Raw genomic sequence first — 17806 nt, 5'->3', positions numbered from 1 at the left:
GGGCCACCTCGCCGGATCCTCGGAAAACCCACCTGCCACACACCACACCACCGCGGGGTGGAGCAGCCCGGTAGCTCGTCAGGCTCATAACCTGAAGGTCACAGGTTCAAATCCTGTCCCCGCATCCCTCGCTCCGCCCAACCAGCGCAAGCGCCCCGACGACATCGCCGGGCCACTCAGCAATTCCAGGACCGGGCGCCAGGCGTAAGGGCCGAAGGCGCTCAACCCCCTCGCCACATCAAGCCACAAAAACCAACACCAAGGCCCCAGGACGCAGCACAACGCCCGAAGCCCAGCGCCGCCTCCCGCTCCTCCTACCCTGTCGCCGCCGGCAACCGGGTCAGCAGCTTATCCAGCGTGACCGGGTAATCCCGCACCCGGATTCCGGTCGCGTTGTACACCGCATTGGCCACCGCTGCGCCCACACCGCACAGCCCCAGCTCGCCGACGCCCTTCGCCTTCATCGGCGAGGAGATCGGGTCGTCATCCTCGAGGAAGACCACTTCCTGATGCGGGATGTCGGCATGCACCGGCACCTCGTACAGCGCCAGGTCGTGGTTGACGAAGAAGCCCCGCCGCGGATCGACGGCCAGCTCCTCCATCAGCGCCGCACCCACCCCCATCGTCATCGCGCCGATCACCTGGCTGCGCGCCGTCTTCGGGTTCAGGATGCGGCCGGCGGCACACACCGCCAGCATCCGCCGGACCCGGATCTCCGCTGTCGCGGCATCCACGCCCACCTCCACGAAATGGGCGGCGAAGGTGGATTGCTGGTGCGTCTTCGCCAGGTCGCCATACTCGATCTTGTCCTCGCCGGTGAGCGGCCCCTCGGCCACCGCCTGGCGCAAGGGCAGGCTGCGGCCGCCGCTGCGCACCTCGCCATGCTCGAACACCGCATCGGCGGCATTGACGCCCAGCTTCCGCGTCACCGCCTCGCGCAGCTTCACGCAGGCGGCGTAGACGCCGGAGGTGGCGTTGTTCGCACCCCATTGGCCGCCGGAGCCGGCGGAGACGGGAAAGGCGGAATCCCCCAGCCGGACCCTGACCTGCTCCATCGGCACGCCCATCATCTCCGCCGCGGTCTGCGCCAGGATGGTGTAGCTGCCGGTGCCGATATCGGTCATGTCGGTCTCGACGATGACGATGCCCGGTTCCTCCAGCCGTACCCGCGCGCCGGAGGGCGTCAGCAGGTTGTTGCGGAATCCCGCCGCCATGCCGAGCCCGACCAGCCAATTCCCCTCGCGGCGCTGGCCAGGCCGGGCACTCCGCCGCTCCCAGCCGAAGCGTTCCGCGCCCATCCGGCAGCAGGCGACAAGCTGTCGCCGCGAGAAGGGCCGGGACGGGTTCTCCGGATCCTGCTGGGTGTCGTTCAGCACGCGGAACTGCACCGGGTCGATGCCGAGCTTCTCCGCCATCTCATCCATGGCGATTTCCAGCACCATCATGCCGGGCGCCTCGCCGGGCGCGCGCATCGCATTGCCCTCGGGCAGATCGAGCGTGGCAAGGCGCGTCGCAGTCATGCGATGGGCGCCGGCATAGAGCAGGCGGGTCTGGTTCACCGCAGTCTCCGGGCCGCCATCCGGCAGGTCGCCGGACCAGCTCTCATGCCCGATCGCCGTGATCCGCCCATCCTGCTCCGCGCCGATGCGGACGCGCTGGATGGTTGCTGGCCGGTGCGTCGTGTTGTTGACCGCGAGCGGCCGCGGCAGCGCGATCTTCACCGGGCGCCCCGCCGCCCTGGCCCCCAGCGCGGCGAGCAGCGCGTCGCTGCGCAGGAAGAGCTTGGAGCCGAAGCCGCCGCCGATGAAGGGCGAGATGACCCTCACTCGTTCCTCCGGGAGGCCGAGCGTCTTGGCGAGATCCATCCTGCCCCAATTGATCATCTGGTTCGAGGTCCAGAGCGTGAGGGACTCCCCCTCCCACACCGCCATCGAGGCGTGCGGCTCCATGGCCACATGCGATTCGTCGGGCGTGGTGTAGGTCTCGTCCAGCCGCACCGGGGCGCGCGCGAAGGCGCCGGCGAAATCGCCGACCGCCGTCTCGGCCGGGCCGCCGACATCGCTGTCCGCCGGCTTGGCCGCGCCCTTCTCCGCCGCCAGGCTGAAGCGGCCCGGCGCCTCGGCATACTCCACCTCGATCAGGGCGGCGGCGGCGCGCGCCTGCTCGAAGCTCTCGGCGACGACCACGGCGATCGCCTGGTGGTAATGGTCGATCTCCGGGCCGCCGAGCAGCTTCGCCGTGTTGCGGCCGGCTTTCTCCAATTTACCGGCATTCTCGGCCGTGACGATGGCGAGCACGCCGGGCGCGCGCCGCGCCGCCTCGGTGCGCATGGCGCGGATGTGGCCCTTCGCGATGGTCGCGCCGACGGGGTAGCCATAGGCGGCGTTCGGCGCGACCTCGTGATGCTCATAGGCATAGGACACGGTGCCGGTGACCTTGTACCGGCCGTCGATGCGGTCATGCGGCTGGCCGACGATCTGCAGCCGGTCGATGGGGTTGGTGGTGGCGGGGGTGTCGAATTTCATGGCTCAGCTCCTCGCCGCCGCCAGCACCGCGCCGAGCGTGCGTTCGGCGAGGGGCAGCTTGAAGGCGTTGTCAGGCGCCGGCCTGGCCCCGGCGAGCAGCCTTTCCGTCACCGCCGCGGCGCCGCGGGGCAGGGCTTCCTCCGCCGCCTCGACGCGCCAGGGCTTGTGGGCGACGCCGCCCAGCGCCACCCGGCCGGTGCCGTCCTTCTGGACGATCGCCGCCACCGAGACGAGGGCGAAGGCGTAGGAGGCACGGTCCCGCACCTTGCAATAGAAATGCCGCCCGCCCGCCGGCGGCGGCAGGGTCACGGCGGTGATCAGCTCGCCCGGTTCCAGCACCGTCTCGGTCTGCGGCGTCTCGCCCGGCAGCAGGTGGAATTCGGCGATCGGGATGCGGCGCGTCGCGCCATCCGGCTTCACCGTCTCCACCTGCGCGTCCAGCACCCGCATGGCCACCGCCATGTCAGACGGGTTGGTGGCGATGCAGGCCTCGCTGGCGCCGATCACGGCAAGCTGCCGGCTGACCCCGCCGATGGCGGAACAGCCCGAGCCCGGCCGGCGCTTGTTGCAGGGCTGCGCCGGGTCGTAGAAATAGGGGCAGCGCGTCCGCTGCAGCAAATTGCCGGCGGTCGTCGCCTTGTTGCGCAATTGGCCGGAGGCACCGGCGAGCAGCGCACGGGCGAGCACGGCGTAATCCCGCCGCACCCGCTCATCCGCCGCCAGATCGGTGTTCCGCACCAGCGCGCCGATGCGCAGCCCGCCCTCGGGCAGGGGCTCGATCCGGTCGAGCTGCAGCCCGTTCACGTCGACGAGATGCGTCGGCGTCTCGATCTGCAGCTTCATCAGGTCCAGCAGATTGGTGCCGCCGGCGATGAATTTGGCGCCGGGTTGGCGGACGACGGCCGCCGCGGCTTCGGCCGGGCTGCGGGCGCGCTCATAGGTGAAGGGCTTCATCCCTGCCTCCCGGCGACCTCGAGCATGGCCTCGAGGATGTTGGAATAGGCGCCGCAGCGGCAGATATTGCCGCTCATGCGCTCGCGCAGCTCCGCCGCCGTCAGCGCTGCCGGCGCCATCAGATCGGGCGTGACATGGCTCGGGATGCCGGCCCGGACTTCCTCGAACACCGCGACGCCGGAGCAGATCTGGCCGGGCGTGCAGTAGCCGCACTGATAGCCGTCATGCTGGACGAAGGCGGCCTGCAGCGGGTGCAGGGAGTCCGGCTGGCCCAGCCCTTCGATGGTGGTGATGCTGCTCCCCTCATGCATCACCGCGAGGCTCAGGCAGGAATTGATCCGCCGCCCATCGACGATGAGGGTGCAGGCCCCGCACTGGCCGTGGTCGCAGCCCTTCTTCGAGCCGGTGAGGTGGAGGTGATCGCGCAGCGCGTCGAGCAGCGTCGTCCGCGTATCGAGTTCGAGGCTATGGGCCTGCCCGTTCACCTGGAATGACACGCTGGCCATTCGCACCTCCTCGCTCTCGCTGGGCTGGATCTGGGCGGTGGCGGCCGGCGGCAGGCCTGCCGCGGCGGCGCAGGCGCCGGCCGTCCGCATCACGTCGCGCCGGCCGATGTCGCTGGCTCTCGGTTCCTGCATCTGCATGCTCCCGATGGCTGTGGCCTCAAACTGTCCTGCCCTGCTTTCGTCGCGACGCCCTGTGCGGGCCAGGCGGCGGAGCGCCGCGCAGCCGGTCGGCCTTCCGGCCGGGGCTGCCTGCCCCACGCCGTGGAATCCCCCGCGATGCCGCGCGCCTGGACGAAGCCGGATGGCCGGCCTTCCCACGCCGCAGGCTGTTCCCGGGCGCTTCGTGCCATCCGCCGCCTCCCTGTGGACGACCTTGTGCGGGCGCGCATGCCTTGCTCCGGGGCCGTATCCTCCCAGGCCGCGCCGGCCGTCCTCGCCTCCGCCTCGGGACGGCGCGGAACACCTCGCCAGCTGGCGCCGCCCCGAAGCCGGGCGGTTCGCCGATCAACGCATCCCCGATCGGCAAGGTTGCCTGCCTTGCACCGGGCGCCTCCGCGTCCGGTCGCGGCCGGACCGCCCCGGCATATGCCGGCTCCTCCCGGCATGCAGGTGCGCAGCCCCGGCGAGGCATGAAGGGTGCCGCCACGGGCCGGCGACCACGCGCCGCCATCGCGCCGGACCGGAAGAATCCGCTCCGGGATGTCGCCGTCTTCGCCGCCCGGAAGCCCCGTGCGAGGCCGGGCTGCCGGGCGAGGCCGGGCTGCTGGGAGCGTGATCGCCTGATATGGACTTACTGAAAGGCGCGAATCACGCGATCAGACAAATGGCCGAAGCGGGGTGGGTGAGCGGAGCGCAGCCCACCCCGCCGCTTCGGCTGGAGCATTTGCAAGTCCGGCGGAATCGCCGGACGACGGGAACTGCAACAAAACAAAAAGCTAATGTCCTGCCCGCGAAGTTCGCTGGATTTCCAGCGAACGTCGCGGACGAGCAGGCCACTGGAAACCAAGGCTAGTGGCCCGAGAACGATGTCCGTAGGACTTCGTTCTCGGGCCACTAAAGCGGTTTCACCGAGCGCAGGCGAGGTGAAGCCGCTTCAGCACCGATGACGCGCGGACTACCTTGCCCATTCCACCGCGCGGCCGCCCGGGGCGGCGCGGCTGGTGGCGGCGCCCAGCATGCGCGGAGCGTTTTCCAGCCGCGGGTCCAGCCGCATCAGCACCGGGCGCAGCAGCGGCAGCAGCCAGGGCAGGTCGCGCTGCAGCAGCGCCCAGGGCCAGCCGCTCTCCGCCAGCGCCAGGCCCAGGCGCCGGCGCGCCCCTGCCTGGCCAACCGCCGACAGCAGCGCCCCGGCCTTGAGTGGCGCCGCGGCCAGGTGGCTGCGCCCGGTGCCGTAGCGCTCATCCCGCTCATGCGCGAAGTAGAGCGCGGCGAAGGCGCGCGGCGGATGTTCGAGGAAGCGCAGCGTGTCGCGCAGCGCCACCTCCGGCCTGGCTTGCCGCGCCACCGCCGCTTCCGCCAGCGCGGCGCGGAAGCCGGCGAGAGCGCGGCGCGCGGCGGGCGGGCAGGCGGGCGGCGGCCCGGCCACCGGCGCGGCGCCGCTGCCCGCGGCCGCGTAGCCGATGACGCTGCCGCCCTCACCCCCCACGGCGAGTTCGAGCGGGGCGCCGAAGCGCAGCCGCCGCGCCTCGCGCGGCCCCGGCGGCAGCAGGAAGCTCTGCCGCGTGGCATTGGCCGGCGCCGGCGAGAAGCCCGGCAGCAGCAGGAAATAGCAGCCATGCAGGCGCAGCGCCGGCAGCAGCCGGCAGAGATTGTCCTGGATCGAGCCGCGCCAGCCGATATCGGCCACCAGCGCCTCGCCCGCCGCGGGGAAGCCCTGCTGCGCCAGGAAGCGCAGCAGCAGTGCCCGCTGCGCCGCGCGCCGTGCCTCCGCCGCGTCCCGCAGCGCCGGCAGGGCAAGCGCCCGCGCGGCCTGCTCCGCCCAGGGCTGCGCCGGGTCGAGCCCGCCGGCGGCCAGCGCCGCCGCCGGCAGCGCAAGGCCGAGGCTGGCCAGCACGCCGCCCAGGCTGGCGCTGGTGTATTGCGCCAGCAGCGGCGCCAGCGCGCCGCGGTCCAGCCGCTCCAGGCTCGGCAGGAAGCTGGCGCGGCGGCTGATGGCGAGGTGCCGCGCCGGCGGGAAGCCGCCGCCCAGCGCGGCGCAGAGCCGCGCATAGGTGGCGGCGAACCACTGCCCCTCGCCGGAGAGGAACCAGACCGCCGGCGCCCCACGCGCCCGTGCCGTTTCCGCCACCCCGCGCAGGAAGCCGCCGAAAGCCGGGCCCAGCGCCGCCGCCACGGGCCGCAGCGCGGCTTCCGGCGGCGCCGTGCCCGCGCTCATATCCGCGTCCGCGGCCGGGGCAGGCTGCGTTCCTCCTGCAGGAAGGCGCGCAGGCTGACCAGATGCTGCTTCACGACCGGCAGTTGCGCCGCGCCGCGCATCACCGCATCCATGATCCGCCGGGCGAGCCGCCGCAGCGCCGGCGGCCGGCGCGCCGCCTGCAGCGCGCGCTCGGCGCGGACATACTGGGCGAAGAATTCCGCGGTCCAGAGGCGCAATTGTTCCCGGCTGATCGTCGCCGGCCCGGCAGCGATGCTGCGCACCGCGGCGGCGAAGCGCGGGCTGGCCTCTGCCCAGCCCGGCCAGGCGGCGGCGGTGCGCAGCGCCTCCGTCTTCAGCCGCGGCACCAGGCCGGGCTCGTCCCGCAGCCGGTGCAGCGCGGCCAGCACGCCCGCCTCGTCGCCGGTGGGCACGACCAGCGCGTTGCGGTCATCCAGGATGTATTCGTCATGGCCGGTGACGTCGTACACCACGGCGGTGCCGCCGCAATGGAACATCTCCAGCGGCGGGCCGAACATGCCCTCTACCAGGCTCAGCTTCAGCAGCACGTCGCAGGAGCGGTAGATGGGCGCGCATTCCGCCGCCGGGATGCGGGAGAAGACGCGCGCGACGCCGGGATAGGCGGCGACCGGCGAGGCGGTGAGCAGCCAGATCTCGCCCACCGCCGCGCGACGCGCCAGGGCGATGGTCCGCGCGACATTCTTGAAATCCACCCCCAGCGGGCCTTCCACCAGGATGCGCAGCTTGCCCTTCTCGCGCGGCGCCACCGCCGGGCCCTCCGCGGCGTAGAGCGGCTTGGCGCAGCCATTCGGCACCAGGTGGTAGTCATGTCCGAAGCGCTCGCGCAGATGCGCCTGGATCCAGCGCGCCTCGGTGATGCCGGGCAGGGGCAGCAGGTAGGTGGCGTTCACCAGGCTGCGCAGCGCCACCTCGCTGTCCGGGTAGAACCAGCTTTCGATCGACTGCACGAAATAGGCGTAGCGCGCCGCCTCGATGCGGTGCAGCTCATAGATGGTCTTCCACCAGGTGGCGATCGCCAGGTCGAAGCTTTCGCTCGCCACCTCCTCGAAGCTGGCGAAGCGCAGGCGCTGCAAGGCCGGATGCCAGGGCGCGACATGCGGGCCGAGCGGGTCGAGCGTGACGACGGTGAGCTCCACGCCCTCGGCCAGCAGGTGCAGGCAATGCTCGAAGATGACATAGGAGCCGCCGCTGATATCGGCCGAGCCCATGAGCATGCAGAGCTTCATGGCGCGGCCGCCAGCGCCCGCCGCTCCACCCGGCGCTGCCGCCAGCCATAGAGCCAGGCCAGCAGCGCGCTGCCCTGCCGGTGCAGGGTCAGCGCCGGCCAGAAGGAGGGCTGCAGCATCTCCCGCGGGCGGCGCAGCAGCCGCAGCGTCCAGCGCAGCCGGGCCGGCAGACCGGGCGCCGCCCCCTGGCGGAAGGAGGAAAGGCGGAACACGCCGAAATTCTCCCGATGGCTGGCCTGCAGCAACCAGGCCGCACTTGTGTCCCAGGGGCGGAAGACGAGGTCGGCATGGCAGTCCAGCACGAAGCGCTCCCACTCATGTTCCGGCAGGGCGCTGTCGTGGCGCAGGCGCATCAGCGCCTCGGCGCTCGCTACCACCGCCGCCGCCACCGGCGCGACGCTGCGGGAGATGTAGTCCAGCTCCTCCGGCGCCGCCTCCAGCCGCGCCTCCACCCTGCCGTCGGGCAGGCGCTCATAGCTCAGCGCGCTGCCATGGTCGGCATGCAGCAGGATCTCGAACAGGGCGCGGTTCTCGGCGAAGATGCGGAAGCCCGGCGTGGCGTGGCCGATATTGCTGAACAGCAGGCCGCGCTTGCCCGCCATCTCCTGCCCGGCCTGCAGCAGGCCGAGGTAATAGCCCTGCAGCGTCACGCCCGCGCCCAGCGCGGCGGCGATGCAGTCCTGGATGGTGCCCTTCCAGCCGACATCGACCAGGGCCAGCGGATGCCGCGCGAAATCCACGCCGAAGCCGGCGAGGTAGGCGCGGAAATTCGCCTGCTGGCCGTGGCGCAGCGCCTCATAGGCCGCGGCGAAGGCGGGCAGGGCGCGCAGCCGGGCGAAGCAGGCGCTGGTGGGGAAATCCTCCTCCACCGCGTCCAGCGTGGTGCCGATGGCCTGGGCGAAAATGCCGGCCTGCTCCGCGGGAATGCGCAGGCTGGCGAGAAATTCGCCGAGCGAGATCCGCCGGTACTGGCGGAACAGCAGCGCGAATTCCTCCGCCTCCAGCGGACCGAGCGAAGCGATGTAGCAGGCGCGGCGCGAGGCCAGCAGGTAATGGCAGGCGATGCGCTCCCCCGGAGCCAGGCCAAGGCAGTCCTGGTAGCGTTCGAACAGGCGGAGCAGCACCTGCCCCTCCCGGGCGAGGAAGAAGAGGTGGCGGAGCCCGTCCTGCCGCGCCGCGGCGTAGAGGCGCTCGATGAACAGCACCAGCGCCGGTGCGGCGCCGCGGAGGCCGGGCGCGGCGCCCACCGCTTCGCGCCAGGCAGTGCGGGCCCTGAGGGGGCTGCACACCCCGGCCTCGGCGCGGGCGTAGAAGGCGTGCTGCGCGGCGGCATCCACCTGCAGCGCGGCGCAGCCGGCGGCGCGCGCCATGGCGATGTCCGAATGCGCGTTGTCGCCCACCATCATAAGCTGCGGCGGCGACAGCCCGAGCGCGCCCAGCACCAGCTGGTAAAGCCGGCCGCTGCGCTTCGAGGCCATGTGGTCGGCGGAGACGAAGAGCGGCACGCCCTCCAGCGAAATGCCGCAACGGGCCAGCAGGCCGCGCAGCACCACCTCCGGCAGGTAGAAATCGCTCACCGCCACCAGCCGGCGCTCGGCCGCACGCAGCGCCGCCAGCGCCGCCGCCGCGCCGGGGATGGGGCGCAGCACCTCGCGCTCCACCGCCACTTCGCACGCCAGCAGCAGTGCGGCGAAATCAGCGGCCTCCGGCAGGGGGGTCAGGCCCTGGGCGGCGAGGGCGGCGTGCAGCTCCCGCGCCATATCCGCATGGCGGAATTCCAGCTCGCCATGCAGATCGGCATTGCCGCGGCATAATTCGGCCTCGATGCGGCGCCGCGCCTCGTAGAGCCCGGCGGCATCGCCCAGCTTCAGGCCGAGGCGGCGCGCCAGCCGCGCCAGCGCCAGGCGCTTCACATGCTCCGGCGTGATGCTGCGGCACACCAGCGTGTCGAAGATGTCGAAGGCGATGGTGTCGGCCGGATGCGCCAGCAGTACGGCGGCTAGCGAATCATGCGGCACTGCCGGCTCGCCGGCCGGCGCGGGGCGGGCGAGGGCGCGCCGCAGCCGGTGGCGCAGGCGCCAGCCGAAGGTGAGGCTGCGGCGCGGCGCCGTGGCGGCCGGGGCGAGGGCCTGGCTCACGCCGCTTCCCCTGGCGCCTGCCAGCCTTCCAGCAGGCTGCGATAGGCCGGGCTGATATGCACGTTCACCCCCCGCTCGGCGCCGATCCGCAGCGCCTCGCGGAGCTGTGGCACCAGCAGCTCGGGATAGAGCACGAGATTGTCCTCGGCATTCACCGCTTCGTCGCCGTCGATCAGGTGGATGATGTTGACATGGCGCACGCCGAGCCCGGCGGCGAGCTGGATGAAGGCGGCGATCTCGCCGACATTGCGGCGCTGCGAGACGAAGTTGAAGTAGATCTCCGGCGTCGCCTTGCCGCGTTCCGCCTTCACCGCCTGCAGGGTGCGGATATTCTCCAGCACGCGGTCGAATTTGGACCGGAGCATGATCGACTCCGCCACCTCGGCCGTGGCGCCGTGCAGCGAGATGGAGAGCATGTCGAGCCCGGCCTCCACCAGCCGCTCGGCGAAGGCGCGGGAGAGCGGCATGACGTTGCTGGTGATGGCGCTGAACATGCCGCGCTCATGCGCGCGGCGCACCAGCTCGAAGATCTGCTTGTTCAGCAGCGGCTCGGCATAGGCGCCGACGAAATGCGCCGAGGTCACGTTGAGCCCGCCGGTGATCTGCTCGAATTCCTCGAGCGTCAGCCGGTAATAGGGGTCGCGCCTGATGCCCTGCTGGTCATGCCGGATGGCCGGCGGGCACATGATGCAGGAGACATTGCAGCGGTTGAGGGTGTTGAGGTCGATATAGATCGGCAGCGTCTTGCCATCCACCAGCGTCTCCGGCAGGGCCGGCGGCGCCTTGGCCGGTCCCGGCGACGCCGGCTCCAGCGCCGGCACGGGCAAGGGTTGCAGCCCGTGCTGCGCCGCCCGCGCCTGGTATTCGGCGTAGCGCGGCGCGCGGCGGCGCAGCAGGTCCAGCATCTCGGCATCCCGCACCCCGGCATTCCAGGCATGCAGCGCCAGGTGAAGCTGGAACAGCCAGGCCGGGCCGTCATTGCGGTATTCGCAGGCGGCGCAATAGGGCGTCAGCCCCTCGCCGCTGGCCAGAGTGCGGCGGATATGCCGGTACTTCGCACCGCGCCACACCGCTTCCAGCCCCGCGGTGCGGCAATTCCCCATATTCGTCTCCTCGCGGTGGTCGAAGATGGAGGCGGCGGAGCACAGCCGGATGCTGCCATCCGGCTCCATGCTCGGCGTGGTGAAGGGCAGCATGCACAGCTTGGTACGGCGCTCGCCCTCGGCGGTGGCGCGGCGTTCCAGCACTTCGGCGAAGAAGGCGTCGAAGAGCTCGGTCTTGGAGCGCCAGGTCCAGCGGGCGATGCTGTCGAGATTCTCGGCGGAAAGCCGGGGCAGGAGGGTCCGGTCCGCCAGCAGCCGGCGCAGCGCCGCCTTCAGGCACTCCACCGAGCGCTCGGCAAGGATGAATTCCCGCTGCAAGGGCCCGAACACCTCCGGCACCACGCCGACATCGGTCGTCACCACCGGCACGCCGCAGGCCATCGCCTCCAGCACCGGGTTGGGCGTGCCCTCGATGTCGGAGGTGCAGGCATAGAGGTCGATGGTCCGGTACCAGTGCACCATCCGGTCATGCGGGATGAAGCCCTGCTGCCGGTCCGCCAGTTCCAGCCGGATCGGCAGCCCCTCGGCGCGGAGCTGCTCGATGGCGGGGATGAGGATGCTGTGCACCCCCTTCTTGTCGCCGAGCGTGGCCGCCCAGCGGCTGTTGCCGACCCAGCCGACGACCAGCTCCCGCCCCTCGGTCGCGGCGAAGCGCTCGGTCTCCAGCGGGTAGAACAATTCCGGCGAGACGCCGTCCTCGATCACCGCCGCGGGCGGGCGCAGCCCGGGGAAGCCGCGGTACAGCCGGCCCAGCCGCGCCGAGGAGACCGTGTAGGCGACGGTCCATTCGTTGAACAGCTGGCGGCGCTCCTCGATCGCCACCGGCGTGCAGTGCAGATGGTCGTAGACGCTGGTGGTGATCCAGGCCGGGTCCAGGAAGCGGCGACGGAATTCGGCGTAGGGCAGGCCAAGCCTCTCCGCATAGGCTTCCAGCGCGTAGCTGTCGATCAGCATCAGATATTCGCGCCAGAAGACATGCACCAGGTCGTATTGCGGCGCGACCAGCAGCAGGTGGTTCAGCGCCGCGCCGCCGCCCGGCACATAGGCGCCCTGCCGCCCGCCCTCGATCCAGCGCTGCTCCTCCACCGCGGCGAGCGAGACCATCGGGATCAGGTCGAATTCATACTTGTCGCCGAGGTGGCGCATGATCTGGCGCGCGATGTTGGCGAAGGCCCAGTCAGCCGTATCCGTCACCAGCGCGATGCGCGGCTTGCGCGGCGCCGGCGCGGCGGTCGCCGCCACCGCCCCGGCACCGGCGGCGATGTGCTGCTGCTGCTCCCGGGTGGTCAGCCAATTCTCCACCTCATCGCCCCAGACCCGGAAGCCATGCTTGGCCTCCAGATGCAGCGCGGCATTCTTCAGCGCCTGGCGGGAGAAGCGGGCGCGCTCATAGCTCTGGTCGCTCGGCGCCTCGGCCGGTGGATGGTCATGGACGAAGCAGGCAATGGCCGAGCAGCCGACCTTGACCCCCGCACGCCACAGCCGGAGGGAGAAGTCGATATCCTCGAAGCCGATGAACATGCCGTCATCGAAGCCGTCCTGCGCATGGAAGCTCTCGCGCAGCAGCAGGCTGGCGCCGCCATAGAGGAAGGAGCAGAGGAAGGCCTCGCCCGCCGGGCTGATCTCCTGCGCCGCGGCGAGCGGCGCGCCCGGCGGCAGCAGGGAGGTGATGGTCAGCCGCGGCTCGCCTTTCTGAATCAGCGTCTGCAGCGCGCCGCCGAAGGCGTAGAAGCTCGCATGGTCCGGGTTCAGCAGCGGCACGCTGAGGAAATGCGTGCCGAGCAGCGCGAGGTCCCGCTGCAATTGCGGGAAGGGATCGGCGGTGAGGTAGATGTCGTTGTCGAGGGAGAGGATCCAATCCGTCGTCACCTCCCGGAAGGCGCGGTTGCGGCCGCCGGCGACGCCGTGATTGCTGTCGAATTCCAGGATCCGCCAGCGGCAGCGGAGCTGCGCGGCGCAGAATTCGCGCAGCACCTCCAGCTCCGCCGGATCGGAGGCGTTGTCGGCGATCAGCACCTCGCCGGCGAAATTCGGCACGTGGTCGATGAGCGATTGCAGCAGCCGGATGGAGAGGCCGGCGCGATTCATCGAGAGGAAGACGAGGGTGAGGTTGCGCGCATCCGGGCCGAGATTGATCTCGCCGCGTTGCGGCAGCGTCCGGTCGAACCAGGCATGGCGCTGATCGGTGAAATAGGCCGGCCGGAGCATGGCATCCCCCGCCATGCGTCAGCCCCGTGGCGCCGCGAGGCGCATCAGCCGCCCGGCGGCGGCGCGCGCTGCCAGCCTGACCGGCCGCGGCGTTCGCGCGGCCACCCACCATACCGGCCGCAGCCGCTCGATCATGCGGGCGCGCTCGGTGGCGAGGAAATCCCGCTCCTCGCGCAGCGCTGCCAATTCCCGCGCGGCCTCGGCCTCGCGGGCGTGCAGCGCGGCGAGCAGTTCCGCCTCGCGCAGGCGCACCGCGGCGGCCGCTTCCGCCTCCTGCGCCCGCGCCGCGGCGGTCAGCTCCGCCTCCCGCGCCTCTGCTGTGGCGACCAGCTCCGCCTCCCGCGCCTGCGCCGCGGCGGCCAGCTCCGCTTCCCGCGTCTGCGCCGCCGCGGCGGCCGCCGCCTCGCGCCTGCGCATCGCGGCAATCGATTCGGCCAGGATGTCGTTCTCCTGGCGCAGCGCGTTCACCTGCACCCGCGCCAGGCTGCGCTCCTGCTCCAGCATGCCGCGGAGCTGGCGGAGCTCACGCTCGCCCGCGGCGCGGGCCTCGGCGAGGCTCTGCTCCAGCTCCTGGCGGCGCGCCGTGAGTCCCGCCTCGGCGGCGGCCCATGCCGCGCGCTCCGCCTCGAGCTGCTGCGTGGCCTGGTGGACTCCCTGCTGCAATTCCTGCAGCCGCGCCGTGAAGGCGGCCTCGGCGGCGGTCCATGTCGCGCGCTCCGCCTCGAGCTGCCGCGTCGCCTGGTGGAACCCCTGCTCCAACTCTCGAAGTCGTGCCGTGAAGGCGGCGTCGGCACCGGCCCATGTCGCGCGCTCCGCCTCAAGCTGCTGCCTGGCCTGATGCAGCGCCTGCTGCGTCGCCGTCAATTCGGCATAGCGGTCCATGGAGAGGGGGAACACCGCCGCGCCCAGCATACGCTCGGCCTCCGGCCCCCAGGCGCCGAAGAAATAGCTGCCCCGCTCGGCCGTCACCGGATCCTCCCTGCCCGGGGGGCAGAGGAAGCCGGCCGGCAGCGGCCGGGCGCGGGCATGGTCGCTGCCGTCCCGGCCCGGCGCCAGCCCCTGCAGCGGCACGCCGGTGAAGCCCAGCGCCGCGGTGCCGATGAACCATGCCCCGGCCGGCCCCAGCACCTGCTCCGTCAGGGCGCGGAATTCGGCGAAGTGGTACTTCCGCACATGGTAGGGGTTGGACTGCTCAGCGGTGTAGTACCAATGGTCGTTCGGGCAGGAGAGCAGCACCGAACCCCCTTCCGCCCGCAGCCGACCGATCGCCGCAAGAAAGCGCAGCGGGTCGCGCAGATGCTCGATGGTCTCGAGCGAGACGATCAGGTCGAAGCGCGCCGCGCCGAGCAACTCGTCCACCCGCTCCGCGTCGCCCTGCAGCAGGCGCAGCGCCGGGTGCGGGAACTGGGACCGTGCCGTCTCCAGCGCCGCGGCATCGATCTCCACGCCGACCACCTCGGCAGCCCCGGCCGAGGCCATCAGGAAGGCGCCATAGCCCTCGCCGCAGGCGATATCGAGCACGCGCCTGCCGGCACAGGCGCCGAGCGCCGGGGCGTAGCGCGCGATATGGATCGCCGCCTCCACCGGGTGGAAGCTCGCCGCCTTCGAGCACGCCAGACGCTCCATCACCTTCCGCTTCCCTTAACGGCGAGTCCCTCTGGGGTCGAGGTCAACATGGTCTGGGCGGCGCCGGCGCTGCGGCCCGGGCCCATGGCCCTTGCCGCGGCCGGGTAACGGTTGCGATCGTTACCAGCAAGCCTATTGTATTCATCGCCGCTGCGAGGCCGCAATTCAGTAGACCGGTCATTGCCCGCCAGTGCCCGGTACAGCCGATGATAGGTCCGGGTCGTGGCGGCAATGTCGCAGTGCGGGCGCAGCCTTTCCCGCACCGTCACTGCCGCCTGAGAGCGGGGCGTGGCCGCCGCGATGGCACGGGCCAGATCGGCCGGGTGGCGCGGGGCGGCGAGCAGCTCCGGCCCGGCCACCAGCAGCGGCGCCGAGCCGACCCGGGTGGCCACCACCGGCAGGCCGTTCGCCGCCGCTTCCAGGCCGACCACCGGCATGGCCTCGCCATAGGCCGAGCCGATGACCAGCAGGTCGAGCGCCGAGAGCAGGGCGGGCATGTCCTGCCGCGGGCCGAGCGCCAGGGTCCGGCCGGCCAGGCCGTGGCGCCCGAGCAGGGCGGCGAGGTCCGGATTGGCCGCCTCGCAGCCGGTGCCCGCCACGACCCAGCGGCGCGGGCCGGGCGGCAGCAGCGCCAGGGCGGCGGCGACGGTCGCGTGGTCCTTCTGCGGGTCCCAGCGGCCGATGCTGCCGATGGCGACCTCCGCCGGGCCCAGCCCCCAGCTCGCGCGCAGCCGGTCGCGGGCGGCCTGGCTGAAGGCGAAGGCGGCGAAATCCACCCCGTTCGGGATCACCCGGCCCGGCGCGGCGGCGTAGCCGAGCTCCCGCTCATGCAGGGTGCGGGCGTCGGCCGAGCAATAGACGATCCGGTGCGGCACCCAGCCCGAGGCCATCCCGGACAGGCGGGCGATGGCGCGGGTGAGCCAGGCCGTGTCGGCCCGCGGGAGGCTGGTATTGTGGATGGACCACAGCAGCGGCACGCCCGGCAGCAGCAGGCTGGCCAGGAGATTGCCGTGATACAGCCAGCCATGCACCGCATGCGGCGCGAAGGCGCGGGCCTGCGCGCGGGCACGGGAAAGGGCCTGGAACGAGACCTCGCCGCGCCTGAGGCCAAGGCGAAAGATCTCCGCCGCGCCGAACTCGAAGAAGGGAGGATCGCCGGTGAGGGCGATGATCCGGTGCGTCGCCCAGGGCGGGGCGTGGCTGACAAGGTCGGCCAGCAGCTTCTGCGCGCCGCCCTGGTCCACTGTCGGCACCACATGCAGCACCCGCAGCCCATCCGGCACCGCCACGGCCGGCCTGCTGGCGCCTACCCCGAAACCAAGCCCGGAATCGCAGCCCAGGTCAGGCCGCAGCCTGCCCATGACCATCGACGGGTCGCTCTGCTCCATTCTTCCGCCCACCGCCGGCCAGCCGTAATGACCATTCCCTCACGACATGTTCATAGCGGCTGTCATGGCCATAACTACAGCGGAATTTTCCGGGAGACGAAACTCCAGCCGTTGCCATTTACCGATCGATACATCCGGCGGCGACGCTTCAGCCGAACAGGAAGTCGGCGGCGGAGATCAGGCCGGCGGCATTGGCGATGGTCAGCATGTTGCCGCCATAGCTGACCACGGCGGAGGTGCCGTTGCTGCCGATCGTGAAGCTGCCGACGCCGTGGACGCCCAGGGACGCCAGCGGCCGGGCATCGATGAGATCGATCCCGGCCTCCCAGTCAAAAATGGTGTCCGCGTCCCAGCCATTGTCGAGCACGAACACATCGGCACCCGAGCCGCCATGGAGTTGGTCATTGCCGGCGCCGCCCCGCAGCGTATCGGCCCCCGTCTCGCCGACCAGGGTATCGCTGCCGCCCCCGCCCAAGAGGCTGTCCGCCCCGCCACCGCCCCAGAGGGTGTCGACGCCGGCGCTGCCCGAGACGGTGTCATTGCCGGCCCCGGCATAGACCTGGATGGCCGCACCGCTGCTGCTGATATTGTCGTCGCCCGCGCCGCTCTGCAGCCATTCGACCTGGATGGCGCCGAGATCGACGGTGAAGGCCAGGTCGGTGGTCAGGTACATGATGTCGTAGCCAACCCCGCCATTCACCGTATCGGCGGTGTCGGCATAGATGCGGTCATTGCCGTCGCCGCCCAGGATGAGGTCGGCGCCCTCCTCGCCGATCAGCCCGTCATCGCCGGCGCCGCCGATCAGGGTGTCGTCGCCGCTGCCGGCGAAGATCAGGTCGGCGCCGCTGCCGCCGGCCAGGCTGTCATGGCCGCCGCCGCTGTACAGCTCCACGCCCGATGACGTGCCCGAGGCGTCCAGCGTGTCGTTCCCGGAAACGTAGTCGGTGACCCATTCGATGCCGGTCGCCGCCAGGTTCAGGGCGGTGCCGGCACCGCCGCTGATATAGATGGCGTCGAAACCGGCCCCGCCATCGACCGTATCGGTGGGGTCGTAGTAGATGCGGTCATTGCCGTTCCCGCCCGAGAGGCTGTCGGCCCCGAGATCGCCGACGATGACGTCGTCCCCGTCATTGCCCAGCAGCGTGTCGTCGCCGACGCCGCCCCAGAGCCAGTCATGGCCGCTGCCGCCGATGGCCTGGTCGTTCCCGCCGCTGGCATAGATTTCGACCGTCTGGGTCTGACCCGCGGCGATGATGATGTCGCTGCTGAACCCTGCCCTGACGAATTCGATGCTGGTGGCGTCGAGGGCGAGGGTCGCGGGTACATCGTCCATCATGTAGAGCACGTCGCGCCCGGTGCCGCCATTGATGCTGTCCGAGGTATAGGCGTAGATCACGTCGTCGCCGGCGCCGCCGCTGAAGGTGTCGCCGCCGCCGAGGCCGACCAGCGTGTCGTTGCCCCCGCCGCCGATCATGACATTCGCCGATGCCGTGCCGAAGCCGGCGGCGCCGGGGGCATAGGCGATGAGCAGGTTCTCGACCTCGGCGGGGAGGGTGTAGCTGGCCAGGGCCAGGACCGCGGTGTCGATGCCCTCATTGGGCAGTTCCACGACGACATCGGCCGGGTTGTCGATGATGTAGGTGTCGTTGCCGATGCCGCCGACCATGGTGTCCGCGGCGCCCACGCTTTCCGGCGCGGCGCCGGCCGGCTCGCTGCTGGCGGCCAGGGTCAGCGGCG

At 71.5% G+C, this 17806-nt stretch carries 10 protein-coding genes and 1 tRNA gene; 1 reads left to right on the top strand and 10 read right to left on the bottom strand.

The features are described 5' to 3' along the window. The first annotated feature begins 51 nt into the window (after positions 1 to 51). Positions 52 to 125 (top strand) — tRNA-Met (locus tag E5N76_RS02480). Between the two features lie 189 nt (positions 126 to 314). Here E5N76_RS02480 and paoC read toward each other — a convergent pair. The 10 genes from paoC to E5N76_RS02430 form a co-directional block, all read right to left on the bottom strand. Beyond that, positions 315 to 2525 (bottom strand): aldehyde oxidoreductase molybdenum-binding subunit PaoC, encoded by a 2211-nt coding sequence (gene paoC, locus E5N76_RS02475; protein ID WP_149535707.1) that lies wholly within the window; start codon positions 2523 to 2525, stop codon positions 315 to 317. 3 nt (positions 2526 to 2528) lie between these two features. Next, positions 2529 to 3479, bottom strand: coding sequence for an FAD binding domain-containing protein (locus E5N76_RS02470; protein ID WP_149535706.1), 951 nt, complete (start codon positions 3477 to 3479; stop codon positions 2529 to 2531). After that, entirely contained in the window at positions 3476 to 4117 is a 642-nt protein-coding gene (gene paoA, locus E5N76_RS02465; protein ID WP_149535705.1) for an aldehyde dehydrogenase iron-sulfur subunit PaoA, read from the bottom strand. The genes E5N76_RS02470 and paoA overlap by 4 nt, the downstream gene beginning before the upstream one ends. Positions 4118 to 5099: 982 nt before the next feature. Beyond that, positions 5100 to 6359 carry a hypothetical protein gene (locus E5N76_RS02460; protein ID WP_149535704.1) on the bottom strand — a complete coding sequence of 420 codons (1260 nt, stop codon included), beginning with the start codon at positions 6357 to 6359 and terminating at the stop codon, positions 5100 to 5102. Beyond that, the gene (locus tag E5N76_RS02455) at positions 6356 to 7606 is read right to left on the bottom strand and encodes a glycosyltransferase (protein WP_149535703.1); all 1251 of its coding nucleotides are present in this window, start codon (positions 7604 to 7606) and stop codon (positions 6356 to 6358) included. The genes E5N76_RS02460 and E5N76_RS02455 overlap by 4 nt, the downstream gene beginning before the upstream one ends. Continuing rightward, the gene (locus E5N76_RS02450; protein ID WP_149535702.1) at positions 7603 to 9744 is read right to left on the bottom strand and encodes an HAD family hydrolase; all 2142 of its coding nucleotides are present in this window, start codon (positions 9742 to 9744) and stop codon (positions 7603 to 7605) included. Before E5N76_RS02450 ends, E5N76_RS02455 begins: the two co-directional genes overlap by 4 nt. Next, positions 9741 to 13070: a glycosyltransferase gene (locus E5N76_RS02445; protein WP_149535701.1), complete on the bottom strand. Its 3330-nt coding sequence runs from the start codon at positions 13068 to 13070 to the stop codon at positions 9741 to 9743. Before E5N76_RS02445 ends, E5N76_RS02450 begins: the two co-directional genes overlap by 4 nt. 3 nt (positions 13071 to 13073) lie before the next feature. Next, entirely contained in the window at positions 13074 to 14681 is a 1608-nt protein-coding gene (locus E5N76_RS30910; protein ID WP_149535700.1) for a methyltransferase domain-containing protein, read from the bottom strand. Further along, entirely contained in the window at positions 14681 to 15970 is a 1290-nt protein-coding gene (locus E5N76_RS02435; protein WP_187829934.1) for a glycosyltransferase, read from the bottom strand. The genes E5N76_RS30910 and E5N76_RS02435 overlap by 1 nt, the downstream gene beginning before the upstream one ends. 247 nt (positions 15971 to 16217) lie before the next feature. Then, entirely contained in the window at positions 16218 to 17753 is a 1536-nt protein-coding gene (locus E5N76_RS02430) for a calcium-binding protein (protein WP_149535698.1), read from the bottom strand. Between the last annotated feature and the right edge of the window lie 53 nt (positions 17754 to 17806).

The sequence above is a fragment of the Siccirubricoccus phaeus genome (genome assembly GCF_008360935.1).
Lineage (GTDB): Bacteria > Pseudomonadota > Alphaproteobacteria > Acetobacterales > Acetobacteraceae > Siccirubricoccus > Siccirubricoccus phaeus.
The sequence above is the reverse complement of the archived record's forward strand: the minus strand, read 5'-3'. Positions and strand labels throughout refer to the sequence as shown.

What these genes read in the sequence shown, in the direction of transcription:
- paoC (WP_149535707.1), bottom strand. Translation starts at nt 2,525, where the DNA reads ATGAAATTCGACACCCCCGCCACCACCAACCCCATCGACCGGCTGCAG.
- E5N76_RS02470 (WP_149535706.1), bottom strand. Translation starts at nt 3,479, where the DNA reads ATGAAGCCCTTCACCTATGAGCGCGCCCGCAGCCCGGCCGAAGCCGCG.
- paoA (WP_149535705.1), bottom strand. Translation starts at nt 4,117, where the DNA reads ATGCAGGAACCGAGAGCCAGCGACATCGGCCGGCGCGACGTGATGCGG.
- E5N76_RS02460 (WP_149535704.1), bottom strand. Translation starts at nt 6,359, where the DNA reads ATGAGCGCGGGCACGGCGCCGCCGGAAGCCGCGCTGCGGCCCGTGGCG.
- E5N76_RS02455 (WP_149535703.1), bottom strand. Translation starts at nt 7,606, where the DNA reads ATGAAGCTCTGCATGCTCATGGGCTCGGCCGATATCAGCGGCGGCTCC.
- E5N76_RS02445 (WP_149535701.1), bottom strand. Translation starts at nt 13,070, where the DNA reads ATGGCGGGGGATGCCATGCTCCGGCCGGCCTATTTCACCGATCAGCGC.
- E5N76_RS30910 (WP_149535700.1), bottom strand. Translation starts at nt 14,681, where the DNA reads ATGGAGCGTCTGGCGTGCTCGAAGGCGGCGAGCTTCCACCCGGTGGAG.